The organism is Pseudomonas sp. PDM24 (genome assembly GCF_019218905.1).
In the GTDB taxonomy this organism is placed as follows: domain Bacteria; phylum Pseudomonadota; class Gammaproteobacteria; order Pseudomonadales; family Pseudomonadaceae; genus Aquipseudomonas.
Map to the genome: position 1 here is coordinate 228,338 of NZ_JAHUWR010000003.1, position 22,508 is coordinate 250,845.

General features: G+C 55.5%; 21 protein-coding genes. 7 read left to right on the plus strand and 14 right to left on the minus strand.

From position 1 onward, the window contains the following. Positions 1-182: 182 nt before the first annotated feature. Positions 183-1,040 (minus strand): helix-turn-helix domain-containing protein, encoded by an 858-nt coding sequence (locus tag KW837_RS12690; protein ID WP_218396145.1) that lies wholly within the window; start codon positions 1,038-1,040, stop codon positions 183-185. 154 nt (positions 1,041-1,194) lie between these two features. Here KW837_RS12690 and KW837_RS12695 point away from each other — a divergent pair, with 154 nt between their 5' ends. Next, positions 1,195-1,587, plus strand: coding sequence for a hypothetical protein (locus tag KW837_RS12695; protein ID WP_192343118.1), 393 nt, complete (start codon positions 1,195-1,197; stop codon positions 1,585-1,587). A 48-nt stretch (positions 1,588-1,635) separates the two neighbouring features. On the opposite strand, the gene KW837_RS12700 is transcribed toward KW837_RS12695, so the two are convergent. From KW837_RS12700 to KW837_RS12725, 6 genes are all read right to left on the minus strand, one after another. Continuing rightward, positions 1,636-2,916 carry an OprD family porin gene (locus tag KW837_RS12700; RefSeq protein ID WP_218396147.1) on the minus strand — a complete coding sequence of 427 codons (1,281 nt, stop codon included), beginning with the start codon at positions 2,914-2,916 and terminating at the stop codon, positions 1,636-1,638. A gap of 274 nt (positions 2,917-3,190) precedes the next feature. Beyond that, complete coding sequence (locus KW837_RS12705) at positions 3,191-3,886, minus strand: DUF4286 family protein (RefSeq protein ID WP_183679769.1); 696 nt, start codon at positions 3,884-3,886, stop codon at positions 3,191-3,193. A gap of 21 nt (positions 3,887-3,907) precedes the next feature. Beyond that, complete coding sequence (locus KW837_RS12710) at positions 3,908-4,801, minus strand: fumarylacetoacetate hydrolase family protein (RefSeq protein WP_192343115.1); 894 nt, start codon at positions 4,799-4,801, stop codon at positions 3,908-3,910. 3 nt (positions 4,802-4,804) lie between these two features. Continuing rightward, positions 4,805-5,611: a 2-keto-4-pentenoate hydratase gene (locus KW837_RS12715; RefSeq protein ID WP_218396149.1), complete on the minus strand. Its 807-nt coding sequence runs from the start codon at positions 5,609-5,611 to the stop codon at positions 4,805-4,807. After that, the gene (locus KW837_RS12720; RefSeq protein ID WP_192343113.1) at positions 5,608-6,414 is read right to left on the minus strand and encodes an IclR family transcriptional regulator; all 807 of its coding nucleotides are present in this window, start codon (positions 6,412-6,414) and stop codon (positions 5,608-5,610) included. Before KW837_RS12720 ends, KW837_RS12715 begins: the two co-directional genes overlap by 4 nt. 290 nt (positions 6,415-6,704) lie before the next feature. Further along, complete coding sequence (locus tag KW837_RS12725; RefSeq protein ID WP_218396152.1) at positions 6,705-7,883, minus strand: fumarylacetoacetate hydrolase family protein; 1,179 nt, start codon at positions 7,881-7,883, stop codon at positions 6,705-6,707. A 120-nt stretch (positions 7,884-8,003) separates the two neighbouring features. Between KW837_RS12725 and KW837_RS12730 the strand changes: the two genes are divergently transcribed. The 6 genes from KW837_RS12730 (at position 8,004) to KW837_RS12755 (ending at position 16,380) form a co-directional block, all read left to right on the plus strand. Then, positions 8,004-8,990: a LysR family transcriptional regulator gene (locus KW837_RS12730; protein ID WP_008073855.1), complete on the plus strand. Its 987-nt coding sequence runs from the start codon at positions 8,004-8,006 to the stop codon at positions 8,988-8,990. A gap of 123 nt (positions 8,991-9,113) precedes the next feature. Continuing rightward, a complete protein-coding gene (locus tag KW837_RS12735) occupies positions 9,114-10,661 on the plus strand; it encodes a UxaA family hydrolase (protein ID WP_008073854.1) in 1,548 nt (515 codons plus the stop codon). 62 nt (positions 10,662-10,723) lie between these two features. Beyond that, entirely contained in the window at positions 10,724-12,304 is a 1,581-nt protein-coding gene (locus tag KW837_RS12740; protein WP_218396154.1) for an aldehyde dehydrogenase (NADP(+)), read from the plus strand. Positions 12,305-12,724: 420 nt separating this feature from the next. Beyond that, positions 12,725-14,158, plus strand: a complete 1,434-nt coding sequence (locus tag KW837_RS12745) for an MFS transporter (RefSeq protein WP_218396156.1) — start codon at positions 12,725-12,727, stop codon at positions 14,156-14,158. 117 nt (positions 14,159-14,275) lie between these two features. Continuing rightward, a complete protein-coding gene (locus KW837_RS12750; protein ID WP_256348734.1) occupies positions 14,276-15,202 on the plus strand; it encodes a shikimate dehydrogenase in 927 nt (308 codons plus the stop codon). A 158-nt stretch (positions 15,203-15,360) separates the two neighbouring features. Continuing rightward, positions 15,361-16,380, plus strand: a complete 1,020-nt coding sequence (locus KW837_RS12755; RefSeq protein WP_218396158.1) for a Gfo/Idh/MocA family protein — start codon at positions 15,361-15,363, stop codon at positions 16,378-16,380. A gap of 246 nt (positions 16,381-16,626) precedes the next feature. Here the strand turns inward: KW837_RS12755 and KW837_RS12760 are convergent, their stop codons facing one another. From KW837_RS12760 to KW837_RS12790, 7 genes are all read right to left on the minus strand, one after another. Next, positions 16,627-16,866: an aromatic amino acid lyase gene (locus KW837_RS12760; protein WP_218396159.1), complete on the minus strand. Its 240-nt coding sequence runs from the start codon at positions 16,864-16,866 to the stop codon at positions 16,627-16,629. A gap of 140 nt (positions 16,867-17,006) precedes the next feature. Continuing rightward, positions 17,007-17,789 carry a phosphate/phosphite/phosphonate ABC transporter substrate-binding protein gene (locus tag KW837_RS12765; RefSeq protein WP_218396161.1) on the minus strand — a complete coding sequence of 261 codons (783 nt, stop codon included), beginning with the start codon at positions 17,787-17,789 and terminating at the stop codon, positions 17,007-17,009. Between the two features lie 43 nt (positions 17,790-17,832). Then, entirely contained in the window at positions 17,833-19,161 is a 1,329-nt protein-coding gene (locus KW837_RS12770) for an LLM class flavin-dependent oxidoreductase (RefSeq protein ID WP_218396163.1), read from the minus strand. Between the two features lie 36 nt (positions 19,162-19,197). Continuing rightward, a complete protein-coding gene (locus KW837_RS12775) occupies positions 19,198-20,037 on the minus strand; it encodes an ABC transporter substrate-binding protein (RefSeq protein ID WP_256348735.1) in 840 nt (279 codons plus the stop codon). Between the two features lie 115 nt (positions 20,038-20,152). Then, positions 20,153-20,836, minus strand: coding sequence for an ABC transporter permease (locus KW837_RS12780; protein WP_218396167.1), 684 nt, complete (start codon positions 20,834-20,836; stop codon positions 20,153-20,155). Then, a complete protein-coding gene (locus KW837_RS12785) occupies positions 20,836-21,465 on the minus strand; it encodes an ABC transporter permease (protein WP_218396169.1) in 630 nt (209 codons plus the stop codon). The genes KW837_RS12780 and KW837_RS12785 overlap by 1 nt, the downstream gene beginning before the upstream one ends. Beyond that, a complete protein-coding gene (locus KW837_RS12790) occupies positions 21,462-22,493 on the minus strand; it encodes an ABC transporter ATP-binding protein (protein ID WP_218396172.1) in 1,032 nt (343 codons plus the stop codon). The genes KW837_RS12785 and KW837_RS12790 overlap by 4 nt, the downstream gene beginning before the upstream one ends. Positions 22,494-22,508 lie beyond the last annotated feature (15 nt).

The following is a 22,508-nucleotide window of genomic DNA, read 5'->3' on the forward strand; positions in this document are numbered from 1 at the left end:
GATGGCCAGATTATTTTCCAGTTCAGCCAATGTCAGCGATTGGTCGTTTTCCAGCCGAAATGAGAAAACTGCAAAACATTTCGCAATGTAGAAAAAGCGGCAAGACCTTCCCGGCAGCGGCTTATGGCTGAGTCGTCCTGCCGCCAGGATTGGTCAGGCTCGGATAGATCGCCTACGAGCCATTACACGTCGTCAGGAAACAGGATTAACGGCACGGGCAATGAGTCACCTGCGATAAGAGCGCTGGCTGAGCGGGCGGAGAGATATTGCACAGGCGGTTTGCCTACGGTTTTGCGGAACATCGTGATGAAGCCACTGGGTCCCTCATAACCAAGCTCCAATGCAACCGATTGGACGCTTTCGCCCTTGGTCATGCGTTGCAGTGACACAATTACATGCAATTGCCGACGCCAACGTCCAAAACTCATCCCTATTTCCTGCAGCAAAAGCCGACTCATGCTGCGCTCACTCATGCCAATGCGAGTAGCCCACTCGCGCACCGAAACCTTAGCCACGGGGTCGGCCAAGAGCATTTCAGCGAGCCTGCGCAGACGCGTGTCGCGAGGCATCGGCAAATGCAGGTCCTCCACGGGGGCTGCCGACAACTCGTCCAATAACGTTGCGATCAGGCGGTCTTCGCGCGCGACATTGACAGTGTCTCCCGAGAACCCCGCCGCCTTCAGCAGCAACTCACGCAACAGCGGTGATACGCCAATCGTGCAGCAGTTTCGCGGAAGATCCGGAGCGGCATCAGGTTCAACAAACAGGCAATAACATTCCGTTTCTCCTGAACCACGTGTCGCATGTGACAAACCACCGGGTATCCATACGGCACATTGTGGTGGAACGATCCAGACGCCATCTTCTATTTCACAATTGAGGATGCCGCGCACGGAATAAAGCAGTTGCGCCTTACGATGTTGATGGCTGGCTTGCTCCCAATCCTTGCTCACCATCGAAGCGCTGAGGGCAACGACGGGCCGCGAAATGCCATCGACGTCCCATACGGCAACCATGTCTTTTTTAGCAGTGTTCGCCATAGCAGATGTCCCCACGCTAAGCCCTCAAAAAATAAAAATGGCTGCTTTGAACAATATTGTGGCCAGCCTGTGCAATTCAGCCGGATCGCTTGCAGAGTATCCTGAAACCGCAGGACATCACAGAGGTTTGGCAACGTGTCGAAGGACTATAGAAATGCGTATAGACGCCACACAATTTCCGTTCGTTTGGTTGCAAAAAACCACACCGGGCCATAGCCAAGAAGAGTCACTTGCCGAGTTTGAAGCCGTGCTTGCTCGCAATGAGCCCTTCGTATTGATAAGCAATGAAGGTCTGGACAAGTCGCAACCGGAACACTCGCCAGAGGAACTGAAACAAATAACCCTATGGATGAAGCGCCACAAAAGCGAACTCAAGCGTTATGTCAAAGCCTCGATTCATATCGAATCAAGTCTCGCCAAACGGCTGGCAGGCAAAGCGTTCGCAATAATGTATGAAAAATTTTGGGGTTATCCCATGCTCATCTCAACCACTGAAGATGAAGCCTTGGCGCTGGCGCGGAAGTTATTGCAACCAAAGGAAAAGTAGCGGCGTCCCTGAACGCTGCTACTCATCAAGGGGGAGAACCTGTGATGTTTATAGCAGCGAGATGGGGTAGTTGATGAAAATCCGGTTTTCATCAAACTCATTAGTGCTGAAGTCCCGACGAATCGACGCATTGCGCCATTTCACGTTGAGGTTTTTCAGCGCGCCGCTCTGCACGGTATAGGCCAGTTCGGTTTCGCGGCCCCATTCCTTGCCGTCGTCGACTGTGGCGGTGTGCACGTTGTCACCGCTGATGTAGCGGTTCATCAGGGTCAGGCCCGGCACGCCGACGACGGCGAAGTTGAAGTCGTGGCGCAGTTGCCAGGATTTTTCCTTGGCGTTGTCATAGCTGGAGTTGTAGCTGTCGTTGGCCAGGGTGCCGCCGCTGGTGCCGTTGACGCGCATCCAGGCGTCATCTCCGCCGACTTTCTGCAGGCCGACATAGAATGTATTGCCGCCGTATTTGGCCGAGAGCATGGCGAACGCGGTTTTATTGTCCAGGTCGCCGGCTAGGGCGCTGCCGTCTTCCCTGCCGATGAAGTAGCCGAGGTTGGCGCCCAGGGTCCAGTCGCCGATGGGCTGGCTGTGGGTCAGGTTGAAATATTGCTGCTGGTAGATGTCGGACAGTTCCGCGTACCACACACCGACCTGGGTGCGTTTTTCATTGAAGGCGTATTCGCCACCGCCGAAGTTGAAACGGTCGGAGGTGAACGCGCCGCGGCCGTTCATGGACATGTCTTCCATGCTCGCGTCGTTGCGCGGGCTGTTGCCACGGAACTGGCCGCCGTAGAGGCTCAGGCCGTTGATTTCGGTGGAGGTCACTTGGCCGCCACGGAAGGTCTGGGGCAGGGAGCGGCCGTCGTCGGACCGCAGGATCGGCAGCACCGGCATCCATTCGCCGACCTTCAACTCGGTCTTCGACACCATTGCCTTCAGGGCCACGCCCAAACGGCCGAAGTCGTCGGCCGGGCGACCGTCGTCATGCACCGGAAGCAGTTGCGTACCCGCCGTGCCACGGCCGCCGTCGAGCTTGACCGAGTACAGGCCCAGCACGTCCACGCCGAAACCAACCACGCCCTGGGTGAAGCCGGACTTGGCGTCGAGGATGAAGTTCTGGGTCCATTCCTCGGCCTTGCCCTGGGCGTTGTTCGGGTTGGTGAAGTTACGATTGATGTAAGCGTTGCGCAAATTGAGGGTGGCCTTAGCGCCATCGACAAAACCGCTATTTTGATCGGCTTGAACAACGGCTGACGAACCCGCGCAGAACGCAAGAGTCAGGCTGATAAGCGATTGATGTGCAGGCACGCTGCGGATAGTAACCGGGTAGCGCATGATGTTTCCTCACAATGAGTTATTATTGTTTTTGTTGCGATTTTTAACTTATGACAACGCATGCACAGACAGCCCGAAGAGCCAACTTCCGAGCGACCTAAGGAATTCCTTATCCAGCCCGTTATTGAGCAACTAGATAATTGTTTAATATCGCCTTAAGCAAAACCCGAGCGTGCGCAGACGCGAGCTAAACTCAATGCCTGTATTGGCACGCTCGTGGGGAATTGCGTAGTAACAATGACTGGAAGTTAAAACGTGCTCTAACGCCCGGCGATCAACCCGCACTCCCCGGCGTTTTGCAACGTGTGTATTCCAATTGATAAAGCGTGGTTTCTGGTCCCATCGATTGCCCCTCCAACAGCCGTTGCAGCTCGGCTACAAAAGACTCGCCGGCGACGCGAACGTAGTCAGGCGCACAACCTTCGATCATGACGATCCAGGCCGGTATCTGGGTCCCTTCGGAACGGGCCTTTTTCTCTGCGGTTTCAACTTTGCTCACGGCCTCATCAGCCACACACAAATGCACGCCGGTAATACCTTGTTTATCCGCAAGGGGAGGAAGCACGCGTTGGCGCAATGCGTCTGAAACCGATTTATGTCGCCCTTCGACAACATCGAAACGGACGGTTAACAAATACGCGCCCTGCCCTACACCGCTGGTGTAAGTGACCTCGCAGATGGATCGCGCGACGTTGCGATAGGACTGCACCGACTGTTGGGTCCAGGCCGTCGGACTGTTGAGACGCGACAAATAGTCCTGTCCTCCCAACACCTGCACAGTGTCAGCCTCATAGAGGTTGAAATAGGTTGGCCCTGCATCCAAAGCGATGTATCGGCGTCCCCGCAAAAAACCCGGAATGCCGGCCCGCTCAGGCATGTGTTCACGGTTATGCCACTCATAGAACTCATCCCGCGCTTCGGGCAAAAGATCGTGCCAGATTGCGACTACACCTGTTCCAGCAAAGCTCATAGCGTTTTCCTCTAGTGATAGTCAGTCAACATTGGGATGGCGACCGGCGACCCATGCAGCCCCCATTTCAGCAACGTACGGAACCACGGTCTGAAATTGTTCACCCAGGCCTTGGCCACCGACCCGCATGGTGTCACCCGCCTTGAGGAATACCGGCGGCTTCTGCCCGAGCCCCACACCTGGTGGCGTACCTGTAATGATGACGTCACCCGGCATTAGCGGCATGAAGCGACTGAGGTACGCGACAATATGTGCAACGCTGAAAATCATCGTGCGGGTATTGCCGGTCTGAAGACGTTTGCCGTTCACGTCGAGCCAAAGGTCAATTGCCTGCGGGTCGGCAATTTCGTCACGGGTGACCAGCCAAGGCCCCAGAGGTGCGAAAGAAAAACCGCTTTTCCCCTTGGTCCACTGACCTTCGTATTCAAGCTGATAAGCCCGCTCGGAAACATCATTGGCCAGGCAATAACCGGCAATGTGATCCAAAGCCTGCGACTCATCGATCTGCCAGGCAGGCGTACCAATGACGATGGCCAGTTCGACTTCCCAATCAAGCTTCTGAGCCCCCGTTGGTAAAATGACCGGGTCATTGGGTCCGCTGATGGACGCGGTGTGTTTGTTGAAGACCACCGGCTGGCTCGGGATAGGTGTATTCGTTTCAGCCGCGTGATCGGAGTAGTTCAGGCCGATGCAAATCAGGTTCGGTACGCTGCCTACGCATGGACCAAGACGTGTGCCAGGCGCCACCACCGGCAGCTTTTCAACGTCAACAGCACGCAGTTTTTCCAGCACTGTCGGGCTCAGGGCCGACGCATCGATGTCGTCGACAATGCCCGAAAGGTCTCGCACGATCCCTTGCGAATCCAAAACTCCCGGCTGTTCCTGCCCCGGTAAACCAAAACGAACTAAGCGCATTTGTTACTCCTCCTGCGTTGAGAAATGGACAGACAATGAGCCTGCTTCGCCGAACTGGACATGCAGTGGCTGGTTAACGGGCACATCGAGAACACCTGCATAGGACCCGGTGATAATCACCTGCCCTGCTTGCAGCCCTATCCCTTGTGTAGACAGAAAATTGGCCAGCCAGACGATCGGCAACAACGGATCCCCGTCCGGATGGCGGCCCTTGATATTCAGAGGCTCCGACGTTGCATCGCTCAGGGTGATATCCAGTTCAGAGGGCATGCTGGCAGGGTTCGACAGCGTGATTGGCGCCCCCAGTACCAGGCCATGATTGAATAGACCGTCCGCGAGCAATTGCTCGAACGGCAGTGTGTGTGGATCGGTGTAACGGCAGTCGATCACTTCCAATGCCAAGTGCACGGCGCTGATCGCAGCAGCGATCTGTTCAGTGGAATAAGGCTCGACACGAGCCGGCAAATCATGGGCCAGGACGCACGCCAGTTCAGGCTCGATGCGCGCCTTATCGGCGTCGGCGGCCAGTCGGTAACGTTCGCCTTTTACAATGCTGTCGCTGTAGATCGGGGCAACGATCCACTTGCCAGCCGGGGGTAAGGCACACTTCCATCCCCCCACGGTTTTTCCAGCCAATGGCCCCACATGCTGCTGGATGGCAAAACCTTGTACGAGGCTGCTTGGCAGGTTCGGGCCTGGCAAGGATGCCAGCCGAACACCCTCTAGCCGTGCACGGACCAGAGCGGCAGCGGCAGCGGCAACTTGCAACCCTGACCCCGCCTCGGCCAATTCAGGTGCGAGCTGGCTCATACGTTCTCCGAATGCACGCTGTTCTGGCGCGGCCAAACCGTACCCAGCTTGTTGGCTGCATCTTCCAGCAGAGCATGCAATTCGTCATAACGTTCAGGCTGCATGCGCAAGACCGGGCCGGCGATACTCATCGTGCCGACCACAGTGCCGGACGGAACCAGCTTGACCGGTACGGCAATCGCCCAAACACCCGCCTCGGCTTCTTCAATGACCAAGCCATACCCGCGCTTTCGAGTCAGCGCTAGCTCGGCCAACAAACCTTCGATGCTGTTGATCGCTTTCGGCCCCTGCCCCATCCCGGCTTCAGCTTTCCCCAATCCGCTACGCAGCGCATGTTCAATGGCCAGTTCATCAGGCATTGAAGCCAGCCAGGCTTTGCCATTGGCGGTGGCGTAGAGATTGATCGGCTGATCCATGGCCGGCGAATACATAAGCCCCGGCGCAGCACCTTGGGCCGAAGACAGCCACGACAAGGTGCCCTCGTTGACCACCGTCAACCGCACCAACTCATGGCACTGAACAGCCACTTGCTCAAGGATCGGCTGGACCAATTCGGGCAAGCCAATCCCATGTAAATAGCGCTGCCCCAACAGTGCAAGCTTCAGAGTCAAGCGGTATTGCGAGGTGGCTTCATCCTGCTCTGCCCACCCTTGCTCGACTAACTGAGCAAGCACTCGATGAGCGGGCCCCTTTTCCAAGCCCAGCTCGGCTGCGATATCAGACATCCGCATCCAGCGAGCTTCACGTGCCAGCAGCTCAATAGCCTCCAGACAACGGTCAACAGCACCTTTGACGACTCTCATATTTTTCTCGACTTATCTTTGACAATGAGGTGAATGTGAGCAACATTGTTCGTACTGGAACGACGTTCCAATAGTATGCAGGCGCCACCCGATAAGTCAAACCTGCTTGTACCTGATCGGCCTTATCGAGACGGAGCAGGCCACGCAGCTGGGTCTCCAGGATGTGGAAACGCCTGACGGATATAAAAAACCGAACCCTTCGGATTCGGCTCTTTTATCAACAGACGTGCACCTGTGTTTGTTCAATCTTTGCGGAAGAACGCCCAATGCATCTCACCCCCCTGCCTTACTTACAAAAGCCCGCGGGCAGCAAGATTGTGCATCATCGCTCGCAAGCCGAAAGTCCAGGGCGCAGCCTCATGGCTGTAGGTGACTGTGTTGCGCAGCGTGCCCAGCAACGGGCTTCCTATGCTGACTTCATCACCCTGCTTATGCGTAAAGCCGCTTCCCGGCGCCTCACGATCTTGGGTAGGCGCAAACAATGTTCCGAGAAAAAGCATGAAGCCATCAGGGTATTGGTGATCGCCGCCGACCGTCTGGGCCACGAGATCCAACGGATCACGGCTGATCAACGCCATGGAACTGCTGCCTTCAAGGATGAAGCCGTCGTCGCCCTGAACCTGCAAATCCACGACGCAGTTGCGCACGTCGTCGAGGGTAAACGTTTCATCGAACAGACGAATAAATGGGCCGATCGCACAGGACGCATTGTTGTCCTTAGCCTTGCTCAACAGCAGTGCGCTGCGGCCTTCGAAATCACGCAAATTGACGTCATTGCCCAAGGTGACGCCATGCACTTGGCCTCGACTGCTCACCGCCAGCACAATTTCCGGCTCTGGGTTGTTCCATTCAGACTTGTGATGGATGCCAATTTCGCTGCCACTGCCCACAGCGGCCAGAACCGGTGCCTTCGTGAAGATCTCCGCGTCCGGGCCGATACCGACCTCCAGGTATTGCGACCACATGCCCTGCTTGATCAGCACAGTTTTAAGGCGCATCGCTTCTGGCGAGCCCGGTTTGATTGCCCGCAAGTTGTCGCCTATGGCTTCTTGCACCAGACGGCGAACACTTTCGGCTTTGGCAGCATCGCCTCGGGCCTGCTCCTCGATTACCCGCTCAATCATGCTGGACGCGAAGGTCACCCCAGCCGCCTTGATGACTTGCAAATCCGCTGGGGGCAACAGAGATGCCTTGCCGGGATCGGAATGGGTGCCGGTGTTCCCAAGCAGCTCCTCGACGGTCCCGACGTACCTGCCAGGCACCTGACGAACAGCCAACAGCGGCGAGGCGTGTTCCAGCAGTTCGCTTATTGTCGAAAAGACTTCAGAAAGGTCAAACACACCGTCCTCACGCAGCAGCACCGGCGAGGGGCCTGCAATCGCACCCGGAATCCAGGCGCGGCCGATCAGCGTTCCGGCCAGGCCATCCACTGGCAGGGTGTTTTCGCGCGTCAGTTTCAGATTCGACATAGAGCTTCCAGATCAGTCAGCCATCAGAGCCGTAAAAGTAATGGACCGCCCCCGTAAATCCCAATGAAAGAATCTCACTAATCAATGCTGTTTCGTTATCGACAGACAAGGCCTTATCCGATGGAAAACGATCAAATTACTTTTGGCAGTGTCACCCGATGGCTGAAGATCAAACATTTGGTACTGGTCAATAGCTTGGCCAAGACCCGCAATATGCACACGACCGCAGAACAGATGAATGTTACGCAACCGGCCATCAGTAAATTGCTTCGCGATCTGGAAGTACTCCTGGGTTTCCCACTGTTTGAGCGTCAAACGCGCAACCTGGTCCTTACTGAACTAGGAGAGTTCGTGGCCCGTTATGCGCGTATTACCTTGGAAGACGCGGAATCGTTCGTCGACCAAGTCAACAAGCTGCGAAAAGGCGGGCATGGCCATTTAAAAATCGGCACCATTTTCGCAGCAACATCAGTGGTGCTGCCTGAAGCGATCGCCAGCATAAAACGCGATCGCCCCCTACTTTCTATTGAGGTGATCGAACAAACCAGTAACCAACTGCTGGAAATGCTCGAACAAAAAAAACTTGATTTGATCATCGCGCGCTTCACGAATGAGGATTGTCAGCCTTTCGAATTTACATCGCTGGGACCTGAACCCTTTTGTCTTGTCGCGAACAGCACACATCCCTTGTGCCGACTCGAGGAGGTCCCCACTGAAGCACTCAGCGAATGGCCATGGGTCATGTATCCCTTTAATACGCCGATCCGACAACGCATGGAGCGCGCTTTCACGCTGTTCAAGATCGTCCCGCCAACCAACACAGTGGAGACGATTTCCATGCAAACCTTCCTGCAGTTACTTCAGTCTGGCCCCATGCTCGCCATGCTCCCCGAGTCCATGGTCCAGTCGCAACTGCAAAACGGCCAGCTGAAAATCCTCAACACGCCCTTCAAAGTTGAGTCCCAGGATTACGGTGTGATCACTCGCAAGGATGAGCCCCTGTCAGAGCCAACGCGGATGTTTGTTGCGACCTTATTAGAGTTCGCCAGTCTGCGGCAAACGGCTACAGAGAAGAGGCACTGCAGCGACCCCAGTAAAAGTCGATGAGGCAAAGTTATCGAGCAATCGAAAGCTCTCATTAGGCAGCCATTTCTATGAATCCTATAGTGCCGGCACAAAAGTGCGGCGCTATTAGCGACCGCGCACCACCCAGCAGCCCGTGAGGATGCGATGGAACTGATCATGAAAACCGGCGCAGCAGCTGTGCTGCGCTTGAACCCGCTGGACGATGTGCTGATTGCACGCCGACCGCTACTCGCCGGGGAAATCCTTGAGCCAGAAGGCGTGACCATCCGGCAAGCGATCGTCCCGGGCCATAAAGTTGCCTCCCGGCGTATCGAAGCCGGTCAACCGGTGAGGCGCTATGGGCAAATCATTGGTTTTGCTGTTGTCGACATAGAAGCAGGCGAGCACATCCATGTGCACAACCTGGCGATGGGGGAATTCACTCGAGATTATGCTTTTAGCGTCGATGCGAAGCCCAACGTCAAGCCGAGTGAAGCCCCCTCATTCATGGGTATCGTACGCCCGGATGGACGCGTCGCGACGCGCAACTACATCGGCATTCTTACATCAGTGAATTGCTCTGCCACAGTCGCCCGGGCCATCGCAGACCATTTTCGTCGGGACATCAATCCCGCCGCACTGCAAGCGTTTCCAAACGTCGACGGTGTTGTCGCTCTCACGCATTCCGCCGGCTGCGCCGTTGATCCTGCAGGCGACGGTTTGAGCATGTTGCGCCGGACATTGGCCGGCTATGCGACCCACGCCAATTTTGCGGCCGTGTTGGTGATCGGGTTGGGCTGCGAAACGAACCAAATCGACTCATTACTCACGACACAAGGACTCACCCGTAGTAATACGCTGCGCACGTTCAACATTCAGGACAGTGGCGGTACGTCCAAGGCCATCACCAGTGGCATTGGCCATGTGAAGGAATTGCTTGGCGAGGCCAATCGGATTCAGCGTGAATCGGTCAGTGCTCGCCATCTGATCGTTGGGCTTCAGTGCGGCGGCTCGGATGGCTACTCCGGTATTACTGCCAACCCAGCGTTGGGTAATGCAGTGGATCGCCTGGTCGCCTGCGGCGGTACCGCGATTCTTTCCGAAACTCCAGAAATATACGGTGCCGAACACTTGCTGACACGGCGGGCTGTCAGCCGTGAGGTTGGTGAAAAACTTATCGCTCGAATTCATTGGTGGGAACGCTACTGCGAGCGTATGGGGGCCGAGTTGAACAATAACCCCTCTGCCGGCAACAAGGCAGGTGGCTTGACCACCATTCTGGAAAAGTCGCTGGGCGCTGTAGCAAAGGCTGGTTCGAGCAACCTGATGGATGTCTACGAATACGCCCAGACCGTCACGGCCAACGGGCTGGTTTTTATGGACACCCCTGGCTATGACCCCGTCTCCGCAACCGGTCAGGTCGCCGGTGGTGCGAACCTGATTGCGTTTACCACCGGTCGCGGATCGGCCTATGGCTGTGCCCCTGCCCCATCAATCAAGCTGGCGACCAATAGCGCCTTATGGGCTCGTCAACGAGAAGACATGGACATCAACTGCGGCGAAATAGCCGAAGACACTTTGACCATCGAGGCGTGCGGTGCAGCGATCTTTGAAACCATGCTGCGCATTGCCTCGGGCGAACGCAGCATGAGCGAACAACACGGATACGGACAAAATGAGTTCGTGCCGTGGCAGATCGGCGCCGTCACCTGATTTTCAGTCCTGGGAACGCCTTGCCCAGCCTTATCTCTTGCACATCCAATCTGGAGACAACCATGTCCCTCATTACCGGCCAGAATTTTATCGGCGGTCAGCGCAGCGCCGCCGGCAGTATCATCGTCAAGAGTGTGGATGCCGGCACGGGGGAGACCTTACCCTATGCCTTTCACCAAGCGACCCCGCAAGAAATCGAGGACGCTGCCCATGCAGCCAACAACGCCTTTTCCAGCTACCGCAGCCTGAGCGCGAGCAAACGGGCTGAATTTCTCGATGCCATTGCTGAAGAGCTAGAGGCTTTGGACGATGAGTTTATTGCACTGGTTTGCTGTGAAACAGCATTGCCTGTAGCTCGCATCCAGGGCGAACGCGCACGAACCAGTGGTCAAATGCGCCTGTTTGCAAACGTACTGCGCCGTGGTGACTTCTATGGAGCTCGCATCGACCAAGCGTTACCACTTCGCAAGCCGTTGCCGCGCCCTGACCTTCGCCAGTACCGCACCGCAATCGGTCCGGTTGCTGTGTTTGGTGCCAGTAATTTTCCGTTGGCTTTCTCCACGGCCGGCGGCGATACCGCCTCGGCCCTCGCGGCGGGTTGTCCGGTGGTATTCAAAGCCCACAGCGGCCACATGGCCACTGCAGAACAGGTCGCCAACGCGATCATCCGGGCGGCCGAGCGCAGCGGCATGCCCGCCGGTGTCTTCAACATGATTTATGGCAGTGGCGTAGGCGAAGCCTTGGTAAAACACCCGCTCATCAAGGGCGTTGGTTTTACCGGTTCGCTCAAAGGTGGTCGAGCATTGTGCGACATGGCCGCCGCTCGCCCCGAGCCCATTCCAGTCTTCGCCGAGATGTCGAGCATCAACCCGGTAGTGATCCTGCCCGAGGCACTCTTGCGTCGAGCCAACAGTATCGCTCGGGATCTTGCCGCCTCGGTGGTTCAAGGTTGTGGCCAGTTCTGCACTAATCCCGGGCTGGTGGTTGGCATCCGTTCGGCTGCATTCAGTGCCTTTCAGAATAGCGTGGCCGCGTTGATCAGCGACCAACCTGCACAAACAATGCTCAACGCAGGCACCCTGCGTAGCTATGCGGCTGGCTTGCAGAACCTGCACGCGCACCCCGGCATCGCGCACCTGGCTGGCAGCAACCAACAGGGTCACCAGGCCCAGCCACAGTTGTTCAAGGCCGACGTAGAGTTATTGCTTAACGGCGACAAAGTTCTTCAAGAAGAAATCTTCGGCCCCACATCCATCTTCATCGAGGTCGCTGACCAGGCGCAACTCAACGCTGCCATCAATGCCCTTCACGGACAATTGACCGCAACCTTGATTGGCGAGCCAGAAGACCTTACGCAATTCGTAGAGTTGACTGCTTTGCTGGAGATGAAGGTTGGCCGCATCCTCATCAATGGCTACCCAACGGGTGTCGAGGTCTGCGATTCAATGGTGCACGGCGGTCCTTATCCTGCCACTTCCGATAGCCGCGGCACCTCGGTCGGCACTTTGGCCATTGACCGCTTCCTGAGGCCAGTCTGCTTCCAAAACTACCCCGACGCGTTGCTTCCCGATGCTCTAAAGAGCGCGAATCCGTTGAACCTTTCGAGGCTCGTCGACGGTGCTCTCTCGAGAGATAGCTTGTAGGTTGGCAAACGTGCACGTCGGCATGCAGACGAATTGATTTCCGATTCCCTTAAGGCGCGGGCTAGTGCGCCTTAAGGTCACTCTGTACTGCTGACGCGCCAAAATTTTGCAGAGCAATCTACAACGTTAAAACCTGACGCCGTGGTCATTGCTCTTTGTATGAGCAACAGCGGCGATAGCTTGACGCTTGGGAACCTGTTCATCCTCTAGCGCCCTGTTCGCCCGAACGCACGAGCAGGCTTTAGCGTGCTCGCTCGGCTGGGCGACGACGTCGAACGTATGAACTCAACACCGCACATAAACCAGCGTCCCGCTTGATCGCCCAAGGGGTTTCTCCCTTGACAAGGCGGCAATTTTGGTAACAAAATTACTGATGGAACGTCGTTACAATAACAACAATTGAGAAACCGGAGACACGTTATGAATCAGAGCATACCGATCGACGCTCATTCCAAAAGCCAGTCAAAGAAAGCCGCAGCCAGCGGCTGGATCGGCTCGGCACTGGAGTATTACGACTTCTTTATCTATGCGACCGCGGCGGCCTTGCTGTTTCCACAGCTCTTTTTTCCGTCTGATAACCCAGCGGTCGGCATCATTGCCTCTCTGGCCAGCTTTGGTGTGGGCTATATCGCCCGGCCGATAGGCGCTGTTGTCCTAGGGCATTTGGGTGATCGCCACGGCCGTAAAACGGTTCTGGTTTACTGCATGTTCCTGATGGGCTTCTCGACGATGTGCATCGGGCTGCTGCCAACGTACCAGCAGATCGGGATCTGGGCGCCCTTGCTGCTTGTGACGTTGCGCCTGATTCAGGGTTTTGCGGTGGCCGGGGAGATCTCCTGCGCCAGCTCCATGATTCTCGAACACGCTCCGTCCGGTCGCCGTGGTTACTTCGCGAGTTTTACCCTCCAAGGGGTTCAGGCCGGGCAACTGCTCGCGGCAGCAGTTTTCTTGCCTCTCGCTCATTTTATGCCTGCGGATCAGTTCGCATCCTGGGGCTGGCGGATTCCGTTCCTGCTCAGCGTCGTTGTGGTCATCATGGGATATATCATTCGCCGCCAGGTCGACGAGACACCTGTATTTGCCAAACAAAAAACGCAAGGCGAAGCTACTGTCCTGCCAGTTGTCGAAGTCATCCGGCAGAGCTGGGGTGATCTCTTGCGTGTGATCTGCATGGCACTTGCTGCGGTGATCGCCATTGTCGCCTCGGTATTCGGCGCCACCTATGCGGTTCAACCGGCCTATGGCATCGGTTTCCCTGCAGGCGTCTATTTGTGGATTCCTCTGCTGGGTAACATGTGCGCGGTGATCCTGATCCCCTTCGTTGGTAACCTCTCAGACAAGATCGGCCGCAGGCCCCCAGTCATTATTGGCGTTCTTTGCGCAGGACTGCTCTCGTACGCGTACCTGTACGCTATCAGCGTCCACAACCTGTGGCTTTCGCTGGTTCTCTCCGTTCTCATGTGGGGCGTCGCCTATCAGGGTTTCAACGGCGTATTCCCGAGCCTCTTTCCCGAATTGTTCCGTACGCGGGTGCGTGTGACCGGTATGGCCATCGGACAGAACATAGGGACCGCGATGACTGCGTTTCTCCCGGCAATCTTCGTTACTGTAGCGCCCCCCGGTTCCGAGAATATTCCACTAAAAATCGGTTCTCTTACATTAGGTATCTGTCTTATCGCTGCGATCGCGGCGTTCACTACACGTGAAACATACCGGATTCGCCTTGAAGATCTCGGCAAACGCGACGCAGTGCCTATTGCCAAAGAAGAATACGATCGTATGCGGGCCGAAGCGATGCAGGGCACAGCTCAGACAGCTGCCCCGAAGGATCTGGCTAGCCAACTGCGCTCGTAACGACTTTCGACGATCACACTGGTGCGACCATTAGGTTTTCGCGACCCACACAGGCCCGACGGGCAGAGCAGCATCCTGCGGTCGGCACTTGCCAATGCATAGCCATCGACGCTGTGCATGAGCCAAGAAGCCGCCAGGACGCCTCTTCCCGTCAACATCAAATATCAGGCAACCATGGCCTCACATATCACAGGAACAACTCGGCTTTATGGATTGGTCGGCCATCCGCTGACGGCTGCCAAGTCTCCGCAATTATTCAACCGACTCTTTATAGAACAGCAGGCAAACGCAGTTTGTATTCCATTGGAGGTCAAGGCCGATGATCTGTCCGCGTTCGTGAAGGGCGCCAGAGCGCTGAACAATCTCGCCGGCATCCTGGTCACCATGCCTCATAAGCAAAGGATGCTGGATGTTGTCGACGAACTTCATCCGACTGCGCGTCAAGTCGGTGCAATCAACGTCATTCGTTGCGAGACAGACGGACGTTGGGTCGGCGCCGTATTCGATGGCCTCGGCTGTGTTCTTGGCATGCAATGGGAAGGCAACCATCCAGCGAACAAAAACGTTCTTTTGGTCGGTGCTGGAGGCGCGGGCAGAGCGATCGCATTTGCCGTCGCGTCGGCGGGCGCCCGATCGCTGACTATCTCCGATGTCGACGAACACCGAGCCGAGGATCTGGCGAAATCCGTCGCTGCTGAAACAGGTTGCATCACGCATTCCGGCCCACCCGACCCACATGGCTATGAAATCGTGATCAACGCCACGCCGCTTGGCATGAGCAAGAATGATCCTATGCCTGTGGATCCCGAGCGGTTGGAGCCCGGCACCCTCGTGGTGGATATCATCAATTCGCCGGACTCGACACCGCTTTGCGATGCTGCGCGGAAAAGAGGTTGTCGTACCCAGGACGGGGGCCCCATGCACAAAGGTCAGGCGCTGCTTGCCCTGCGCTTCCTTGGGTTTGATTACCACCCCGATAACGTCACAGTAGTCGATGCCGAAATATTGTTGCCGCCGGCAAGAGATGCCGGTCATTTGACGTAAAAACGCTTCAGCGAAAACGGGAAAAACGACCCGTTTTCATCGAAGCGAATAAAGGGAAAGACCATGAATGATTCCAAAGCCGCTGAAACCTATAGCGCGATCATTTTCAACCCGAACATTCCAAATGTCTGCTTGTACCGCGCCAGGAGTGAGTACGTATGAAAGTTGCGTTACTGGAGGTCAGCCATTGGCATGTCCCACTGTATCTGAATGCTCTTGAGGCCAATGGGGTTCAAGTGGTGGCCGTATCGGATTCGGAGCACGTGAAGGGCGAGGCCATCGCCGAGCGATTCAAATGCCCGCTGTATAGCTCATCCTATGAGCTGCTTGAGCGCGAGCAGGTCGATTTTGCTTTCGTGTTCGGTCGTCATTCGCAAATGCCGTCGCTGGCAGAGGCCGTGATCGCACGAAACATCCCCTTTGCCCTGGAGAAACCCTGCGGCATCAACATGGCGCAGGTCACACGACTGCGTGAGCTGGCCGAGCAAGCCAATCTCTACTGTGCTGTGCCGCTGATCTTCCGCATGAGTGAACTGCTTAGCGCTCTGCAAGATGCTGAGGGACGCTTGGCCGCGGACTTCAACTACATGTCTTTCCGTTTCATAGTAGGTCCGCCCGCTCGTTATGAAACAGCAGGCTCAGGCTGGGCCATCGATCCCGTTTTTTCTGGAGGCGGATCCACGATCAACGTGGCTACGCATTTCATAGATCTCTTCAGACTATTGACCGGTAAGGAGGTCTCTCGAGTCTCAGCCGTCATGAATTCACTGACACATCGGGGCGCCGTCGAAGACTATTCGTTATTGACCCTGCAGACTGAAGATGGCGTGATCGGTGTTGTGGAAACGGGATACAGTTTCCCCAGTACCGCCGACGAGCAGCGCGAGTTCTCTTTCACCCTTTCATCTGATCACATGTATGCCAAATCCGGTCCCGACCGAATCGAAATAAGGGATCGACAGAACCTTGCGGCCGGCACTCGAAGCCGCCGACTACAACTGGACACAGACGTCTATTACCCACTGTTCGTCAAACAAGTGCTTGCTGAGTGCCGTAACGGGGCCAAGCCCATTGCATCATTACGCGACGCAGAGGCAATCATGCAGGTCATGGACGCGGCCTACGCTTCAGCTCGGCAAGGAGGTACGCTTTTGACCCTTACGCCGACTCCTAAATGACTTGAGCCGCCGAGAAGCTCCGAGCGCCAACGGAATGAACAATTGCGACTTGCCCCGGTCTCTTGTCCAGATTGAGGTGATTGGGTCGCTTACTCTTCCGTTCTCCACGTCGAGATGATGTCGAAGAACGGTTGACTCCCATCCACATCACCGAACCATTACTAGGTGGGTGGGTGGGTTGCCTGCCACCCTCGCCTGCCTAGACATGAATCAGCATTCTAATGGCGGCCTTCTTGTAGGCCGCACTCACTTTGTCTGGATCGGCATGAGACAGCTGCGCTGTCTATCCATACCTTCGGGTATCCAATCTCGTTCAGCGATCGCCACGGCGAACTGGCCCATGGCCAGGCCAATTCCGGCGCCGACGGCGTGGGCCTCAGAGTAAATTTCCGGAGCCTCAGGGCTGCCGCAAATCACCGGATTGTCGGTGACGCTGGCCAACTCGCGCTCGACCACTGTCAGCACCTGGGCCCATACATCGCGCACCGCACCGTGGACCTGCGGTCTATCGCCCCAAAAATATGTGAAGAGACACCCTATAGCTGCTTCAAGCCTACGGTGAGCTTCGCGTCCTTGCATTGAATTATCAAATGTCTGGTATCGAATTATCGTTCGTGCGCAGTCGCTCAGGACGATACAAACGAAAAACCGCGATGGGTCGCACTGCGCTCATATTCCAGGAGGCACTCGTAGTCAGCCTCACCGGCCGGCAGAACCTCCTTGATAGCCAGCGCTCGAGAAACCTCAGGAAGCTGTTTCAACGCTTCGTTCATTGCGCTCCTGATTGAATCTGCGTCCGTCGCCGTTCGACGAATCGACGTTATGTAAGGCAGACAGGGACTGCGCACACTTCGCACAAGGACCCTAAGGCCTTCGATCTCGTCACTGTTATCTCTCGCCAGATAGTCGTAGGTGACGCTGTCGATAGAAGCCAAATCACCGTCGTAATCCTTCAGCCTTCGAATGCTCTCCCTGTGCGATCCGGTGAAGGTCAGTTTCGAAAAAAAACCACGCTCGTTGATCCCGGCCAGCGTGTGGCGCAGTAAATTCATTCCAGAGTTGGAATCCCGGGCATTGATTAGCCCATGGCTGCCCTGGAAACCCACCAGATCAGTCACGGCCGAATCAGCTCTGCAGAGCAGCAAACTGCAATGATCACCACCCGAGCTATGAGCAAGCTCATAACTCGGGCGCCCTACTAGTCTCACTTTTCCCCGCAGTGACGTGATGAATGGATAACCACAGGTCTGGGATAACAAGAGATCCGGGGAAAGCCAATGGGGCGTTGGATCAACGATCGGCTTTTGCTCACGGCGCTCGCCCAAGATCTCCAGGACGCATTGGAGCCAGGCCTCTTGTGCCTGTAAAACCCTGGCAGGAGCGAGATACATGGATAGATCGCTGGTCATATGAAAATCCAGTCAGGGGATGTAATTAGCGCTTGGCCTCAGATCACAGCAAGAAGCTGTTAACAGGCCTTTTCAAGCCCAAGCGGTCCCTCAGCGTCCCAGGTGCATATTCCTTGCGGAAAACCCCTTTGGCTTGCAGCAAAGGCACCACGCCGCGTGTGAATGCTTCAAAGTCCGTTGGCAAAAACGGAAACATGAGGTTATAGCCATCAACGGCATTCGACTCGTACAGCGCTGAAAGCTTATCCGCAATATGCTCCGCCGTTCCGATCAGTAGCCAGGTACTGGAACTCTTGACCAACCGGCGCCCTATTTCGCGGATGGACAAGGAGGTGTCGTACTTCTTGAGCAGGGCCAGTTCAGTTCGAATGCCATCAAACTCAGACTCATCTGGCAACGCTGGCAGTGGGCTATCCGGCGATAGCCCTGTCAAGTCCAGACGGGTATAGCTGGAGACCAAGTCAATCGCCACGGCATCGATAATGAGGCTGTCCTCCAGTTGCCGACGTCGCTCCTCCTCAGTCTCATCCTCGAGAACCACCGGAAGCACACCGGTGATGATTTTCAGATCACTGGAATGCCTGCCCTTCAACTCGAGTCGGTGATTCAAATCGGCCCTATACGCCAGTCCCTCTTCGACCGAATTGATGAAACAGAAGTGCACGTCCGCATGCGCAGCGGCCAGGTTCTTGCCCGCTTCAGAAGACCCCGCCTGGGCAAGGACCGGATGTCCCTGAGGTGGACGCGGCACATTAAGCGGCCCACGTACGCTGAAATGTGCGCCTTTGTGATTGATCGGGTGAATTTTCGACGAATCGGCAAAGTCGCCGGTATCCTTGTCAAATTCAAGCGCACCGTCTTCCCAGGAGTCCCAAAGCTGCTTGACGACATGGATGAATTCCTCGGCCCGCAGATAACGATCGCCGTGCTTCGTCACGCCTGACAATCCGAAATTCGAAGCCTCTTCTTCCAGCCAGGAAGTCACGATATTCCAGCTGGCTCGCCCTGCGCTGAGATAGTCCAACGAAGCAAAATACCGCGCGAGGTTGAACGGCTCGTTATAGGAAGTTGAAGCGGTGCCCATCAGACCAATGTGATCAGTCACGGCAGCCAGTGCGGACAAGAGCGTAATAGGTTCAAGGCGGGCGTTGGCATAGTGCCTCAACCCACTGGCCACGGAGTCCCAGACCGCGACGTGATCCGCGACAAAAACCGCATCGAACTTCGCCGCCTCGGCCGCCTGCACCAGTTTTACGTAGTACTTGAGCGTGAATATTTCCTGGGTCGGTGACAGCGGGTGGCGCCAGGAAAAACGATGATCTCCTTGGGGGTTAAAAAAGAACAAATTCAAAATCATACTTTTATTGGACATAACGCCTCCGCGACCTTACCAACGTAGCATTCATTTTCACTGGGCCGTCTTGGCGGTATGTTCGGCGACCCACTGCGCCGCGACTTTTGCGGGATCCTTGTGATCGATATCAACAAGGCGATTGAGTTGCTTGAGGTCGTCATCGGTCAGTTTTGCAGAGACCGCGTTGAGCACCTGGGTGACTTCTGGGGTTAGCAACGCCTTGCGACCCAGTGGCGTGATGTTTTGCAGGGGCTGTTGGTGCTTGTCGTCCTCGAGGACAACCCAAGGCTCCTTAGCCAGGATGCCTTGCGTGGAGACCACCGTGGCGACGTCGATAGCGCCTGAGTTCAACGCCAGCCGCGACAAGGGCCCGCCCATGTCCAGCGATTTGATGCTCTTGAAGTTGATGCCGTAGACCGCCTTCAACCCGGGCAGACCTAAGGCAGCAGTGGCGACTTCGGGAGGCCCGCCCAACGTGAAATCACCCGAGACGGGGGCCAGGTCGGACAAGGTGTGCAAGTTGTACTTTTCTGCGGTTTTCTTGGTAACAGCCCAAGCGGTAATAGAGCCCGCGGACGAAGGCTCAAGCAGCTGGAGGTCCGCCGGCAACTTCTGTTGCAGAGCGCTGAGGATCTCCTTTTGGGTGGTCAGGGCGGTCTTGTCGTCATAGAAACTCAACAGTGATCCTATGTATTCGGGTACGACGTCTATATCCCCGTTTTCCAGCGCCTTGGCGATGATCTGGCGGTTCCCCAGATTGAGTCGGGTCTTGACGTCTATCCCTTCATTTTTCAAGGCTGACGCATAGATGTTTGCGAGAATCGTCTGCTCGGAAAAATTGGCCCCTCCTATAGTGATGGTTTGAGCACTGGCAAACGTGCTGCCAACCAGCAAGCCTAGCCCCAGCAACAATGAAACCGAGTGCACTGAGCGAGCCTTCGAACGTTGTTTGTTTTTCATTTGGGTCTGCACCTCTGCAAAGTTAATACGCACTTTCAAATGCCCCTGGTCATGTAGCGATTAGTTCAACATTCCCCGCCCGCCATTTTCTAACCATGAGTGTTTCTATCATTGAACAAACCCACTCGCTGACGATCGCAAGTGCCGACACCATCAGTGCGCCGCCAATAATTTGCGGCGTATCATTTCGGCCCAGTCCATCAATAAGAAACCTGCCCAGCCCGCCGAACCCTGCATACGCAGCGATGGTGGCTGTTGCGATAAGTTGCACCAGGGCTGATCGGAATCCAGAAAAGATCAGCGGAAAAGCCAGCGGCAACTCGAGCTGAATAAACATCTGCCATCTGCGCATCCCCATCGATCTGGCAGCCAGCCTCAGAGACGAATCCACCTGATCGATTCCAACATAGGTATTGGTTAATATCGGCGGGATGCTCATAGTCACCAATGCGATAATTACCGTATTGGTTTCATAACCAATGAGCATAATTGCAAGTATCACAATACCCAGAGAAGGTAATGCTCGCCCAATATTGAACAACCCTATCGCCACCTGCGCGCCTTTGCGGTAGTTAGCCAGAAGTACGCCGAGCGGCAACGCTATTGCACAAGCAATAGCCAGGCTCAAAGACACATAATAAATATGCTCTGCCAGCCGAGTCAGTATTCCGTTTTCACCCAACCAATTGTCAGTAAGAGAAAACCAAAGGTAGACACCTGCGATCATGTTCATCAGCGCACCCAAGGGACCAGCCATTTATTTATTGAATAAAACAGAAAATCAAAACATAACGCCAACATCACCGTCAGGACCAGGCTGACCGCCACAGGCGTAGTGAAACTTTGAGCCAGCCCGGCAATGAACATCTGGCCTAATCCGCCTTGACCAATCAAGGCAGTAACGGTCACCAGCCCCACCAATGTAACCGAGGTCGTTCGCAAGCCTGCCAATAACGAAGGCAGCGCCAGTGGAAGTTCAACCCCGAGGAATCTCTGCATGCGCGTATACCCTAGCGCACGGGCTTCTTCCAATACGTCCGGGGGATTACTCGCAAGCCCCGCCAAGGTGTTCTGCAACACAATAAGCAAGGAATACAGGCTCAAACCAATGACCGCCGTCGTCTTGGATAAACCGGTAAAAGGCATTATCAAAATAAACAGCGCCAGGGACGGAATGGTAAAGAGTATGCCGCTGACATAAATCATGGGGCTCGCCAATCCTGGCTGCCACAACGTCAAGAGCACCATTGCGCCCGCTAATAGCATCCCTATACACAGGCCCAAGGTCACCAGCTGAATATGATCAAATAACAGCTGACCGATCTGCTGCCAGTTTTCAACGATCCAGGACCAGTCAATCATTGCGCACTTCCGAAGCGGCGCTCATTGAGTGCGCTGTGAAGGCTGGCAATCGAGAGGCTACCTTCGTAACCGCCCGCCTCGTCCACGCGAACAACCACACCGATAGGAGCCGTTAGAATTTTAACCAGTGCGTGATGCAACGAGTCGTTACTCGACACCGTTGTCAGCTCGGGAACAGGCACGTCCGATTCACTGACCCACTTCAACGGGTTGGACTTATCATCCAGTAGAAGGTTGAATTCGCAATTGACTTCATCCGCTGGAAGATCAGAAACCTTCATCAGCGAAAGTCTTTTTAACAGCGGATCTTTGCCGATAAAGTTCTTCACAAACTCGCTGGCAGGATGGGCAAGGATATTGTGAGGCGTATCGAACTGAACAAGCTTTCCTTCGCCCTCGAAGATGGCAATCCGGTCACCAATCTTGATGGCCTCCTCCATATCGTGGGTCACCAAAATAATGGTTTTATGCAAGCGTCTCTGAAGCGCAACCAGTTCATCCTGCAGCCGCTCGCGTATCACCGGATCAAGTGCGGCAAAGGGTTCGTCCATCAATACAACCGGTGGGTCCGAGGCCAATGCCCTCGCCAGAGCGACACGACTTTGCTGCCCGCCCGACAGCTGATTAGGATACCGGTCAAGAAATTCGGGCTGAAGCCCAACCAGGGAAATGAGTTCGCTCACGCGCTGGCAGATTTTATGTTTGCTCCAGCCCAGGAGCCGCGGTACTGCGCCAATATTTTCTGCAACCGTCTGGTGAGGAAATAAGGCTGCGCTCTGCATCATGAATCCAATGCCGCGGCGTAGCGTAACGACGTCAAGCTCATCGGTCGCCACGCCGTTGACACAGATGCGGCCACTGTCCTGGGTATCCAGCCTGTTGATCATTCGCAAAATGGTTGTTTTGCCACACCCACTGGGCCCGACAAATATACAGATCTCACCCTCTCGGACGTTAAGCGTTAAATCGCTCACGGCCATTCGCGGGCTGCCTTTATGAGTTTTCTTGATGGCTTCAAAACGTATCATTTTCCGACGCCCAGA